This window comes from Streptomyces sp. NPDC057438 (genome assembly GCF_042802995.1).
GTDB lineage: Bacteria > Actinomycetota > Actinomycetes > Streptomycetales > Streptomycetaceae > Streptomyces.
Genome location: NZ_JBHVDD010000186.1, coordinates 1 through 2,984 on the forward strand (window position 1 = coordinate 1; position 2,984 = coordinate 2,984).

At 71.0% G+C, this 2,984-nt stretch carries 3 protein-coding genes; all 3 read right to left on the minus strand.

The window, feature by feature from the left end:
• On the minus strand, nucleotides 1-542 hold a 542-nt coding region (locus ACFU5F_RS42175; RefSeq protein ID WP_383898972.1), incomplete at its 3' end, for an aldehyde dehydrogenase family protein.
• Nucleotides 539-1,492, minus strand: a complete 954-nt coding sequence (locus ACFU5F_RS42180; RefSeq protein ID WP_383898974.1) for a succinylglutamate desuccinylase/aspartoacylase family protein — start codon at nucleotides 1,490-1,492, stop codon at nucleotides 539-541. The genes ACFU5F_RS42175 and ACFU5F_RS42180, both read right to left, overlap by 4 nt.
• Before the next feature lie 23 nt (nucleotides 1,493-1,515).
• On the minus strand, nucleotides 1,516-2,898 hold the full coding sequence (locus tag ACFU5F_RS42185; RefSeq protein ID WP_383898976.1) for an aminotransferase class III-fold pyridoxal phosphate-dependent enzyme: 1,383 nt from the start codon (nucleotides 2,896-2,898) through the stop codon (nucleotides 1,516-1,518).
• Nucleotides 2,899-2,984: the final 86 nt, after the last annotated feature.

The window sequence follows — 2,984 nt, forward strand, 5'->3', positions numbered from 1 at the left end:
GGTGACGGCTTGAGCACCACCGTGCAGCCCGCGGCCAGCGCGGGGGCGGAGCCCCTCGCGGTGTTCTGCAGCGGGTAGTTGAACGGGATGATCTGACCGGAGACCCCGATCGGCTCCCGCACGGTGTAGTCGAGCAGGCCGGGCCCGAGCGGAACGGTCGAGCCGCCGAGCTTGTCGGCGACGCCCGCGTAGAACTCGAAGTAACGGGCCGCCGCCTCGACGTCGTTCTTGGCCTGGCGCAGCGGCTTGCCGACGTCCTGGCTCTCCAGCCGGGCCAGCCGCTCACCCTGGAAGCGGATGGCCTCCGCGATCCGGTACAGGATCCGGCCGCGGTCGGCGGCACGCATCCCGGCCCACTCGGGTGCCGTGAAGGCGGCGCGCGCCGCTGCCACCGCGGCGTCCACGTCGGCCTTGCCGGCCAGCGCGACCTGGGCGATCGCCGTGCCGTCCGACGGGTCGAGGACGGTGAAGGTGCGGCCGTCGGCGGCGGGGACCTGCTTGCCGTCGATCAGCAGCTCGGTCGACTGCGTTGCGTCGCTCATGGCCGGATCTCTCCCAGCACCTCGCCGAAGATGACGACCTCGTCGCCGGGGCGGACCGTGCGGATGCGGCGCACCCAGAGCACGATGCCTTCCTGCGGCGCGCGGACCTCTTCCAGTGTGGTGCCGTAGTGGTCGGTGATGGTGGCGATCAGGTCGCCTTCCTTGCAGGTCTCCCCCGGCTCGGCGTGCGCGACGAAGAAGCCGCCGGCGGCGGAGCGGGCGAAGGTGCCGGAGACGGTCGTGTAGGTCTCCCGCAGCACCGCCTCGCCCTCGATGATCCCGAGCCGGCGCAGGATGTTGCGGATCGAGTTCATGTGGTGCTCGACGTTGGTCTCGCGGTACGTGGCGCCGCCGCACTCGATGGTGATGGCGGGCTTGCCCGCTTCGAGGACGGGGTGGCGGACCGTGCCGCCCCACTTGCCGCCCTTCCAGACCAGCTCGTGCCCGGCAGCGAGAGCGATGTCCGTCGCCAACTCCTCGTAGCCGCCCTGGAGGATGACCAGCGGGGCGATCTCACCGTAGGCGCCACCGGTGTGCAGGTCGACCACGGCGTCGACGGCGGGGACCACCTGCTCGACGAAGGTCGCGGCCAGGCGCTGGGAGTAGGAGCCCTCCGCGTCGCCCGGGAAGATCCGGTTCAGGTTGAGGTGGTCGATGCCGCTCGCGCGGGCCGCCGCCTCGAAGGCCGGGGTGTTCAGGCAGGGAATGCCCACGACCGTGCCGCGCAGGGTGGCCGGGTCGAGCTCGGCGAGGACGCGGCGGATGGCTTCCTGGCCGTCGTACTCGTCGCCGTGCACACCCGCGTCGACACACAGGACGGGGCCGTCCTGGACGCCGTTGACGACGATCAGCGGAATGCCGAGCTCCACGCCGTAGCTGCTGGTGCCGACCGGGATCAGGCCCTGGGCGCGCTCGCCGGGGGCGACGGTCAGCGGACCGATGGAGTACATGTGGTTCCTTCCCAAAACGTGCATCAGATACGGGACGAGGCTTCGGCGAGGACGCCCGCGATGATCGCGGCGATACGGTCGAGGACCGCGCGGTCGCTGATCAGCGGGGGCGCGATCTGGACCAGCGGCGCGGATCGGTCGTAGACACGGGCCAGCAGGCCGGCCTCGCGCAGTCGGCGTGGGATGAGATCGGTGATCAGTTCGGCGCGGGCCCTGTCGCTGAAGCCTCCGCCGTCGAGGTCGCCGACGAGTTCGCAGGAGTAGAAGAACCCGGTGCCTCGGACGTCGCCGACGATCGGCAGGTCCTTGAGGGCCGCCATGCGGATGGCGAGGTCACCCTGGAGATCGCGGACGTTGTCCAGGATCCGGTCCCGTTCCATGATCTCCAGGTTGCGCAGGGCGATGGCCGTGCTCAGCGGGTGCCCGGCGAAGGTGTAGCCGTGGTTGAGGACGGCGCCGGGCCGGTTGATGACCTCGGTGATCCTGGTGCCGACCAGGGTCGCGCCGAGGGGGGCGTATCCCGAGGTGATGCCCTTGGCGACGGTGACCATGTCCGGGCGGGCGCCGTAACGGTCCCCGCCGAACCACTCGCCGATCCGGCCGAAGGCGGTGATCACCTCGTCGGCGACGAGCAGGAAGCCGTACCGGTCGGCGAGCGCACGGAGCCCCTGCCAGTAGCCCCGGGGCGGAGTGATGCAGCCGCCCCGGTTCTGCACGGGTTCGGCGATGAGCATCGCTACGGTCTCCGGGCCCTCGGCCAGGATCGTGGCCTCCAGCTCGGCGAGCAGCCAGGCCGTGTACACCTCGTCGTCCGCGAATTCCGGTGCGAGGCCGAAGCGGTTGGTGTTCGACACGAACCGGGTGTCGATCGCCGGCGGGCCGTAGGGCTGTGTCAGACCGGGTTCGTCGGTGAACGACAGGGTGCCGACGGTCAGCCCGTGGTAGGCGCCGCGCCGGGCGATCGCCTTCACCCGTCCCGGCTCCCCGCACAGGGCGTGGTACTGGCGGGCGATCTTCCAGGCGGTCTCGACCGCTTCGGCGCCACCGCTCGAGAAGAAGGTGTGCTCGATGTCGACGGGGGCGATCCGGGACAGGCGCTCGGCCAGCTCGATCGCCGTGGGGTGCGCGGAGCCGGTCCACAGCGGGCTGTAGCACAGCTCGCGCAGTTGCCGTTCGGCGGCCTCCGCGAACTCGGGGCCGTAGGAGTAGCCGAGTTGGCAGCAGTACAGCCCCGACAGACCGTCGATGTAGCGCCTGCCGTCGGCGTCGTCGACGTACGGGCCCTCCCCTCGCCGGACGACGAGGAGGTCTTCGCCCTCGTGGCCGAGCGATCCGTTGGCCGTCATGTTCAGCAGCAGGTGCCGCTGAGCGGTGGCCGCGGTCGTCTGAGCGGCGGCGGTGGTCATACGGCTTCGCCTCCGGGGTTGGCGACGCCGACGGTGTTCTCGACGGAGAGGAGGGAGTCCTGTCGTCCGGAGCCGAGCCAGCGGAC

Bases quoted from the DNA above. Each gene is read 5' to 3' on its own strand.
- ACFU5F_RS42180 (WP_383898974.1), bottom strand. From the start codon at position 1,492: ATGTACTCCATCGGTCCGCTGACCGTCGCCCCCGGCGAGCGCGCCCAG.
- ACFU5F_RS42185 (WP_383898976.1), bottom strand. From the start codon at position 2,898: ATGACCACCGCCGCCGCTCAGACGACCGCGGCCACCGCTCAGCGGCAC.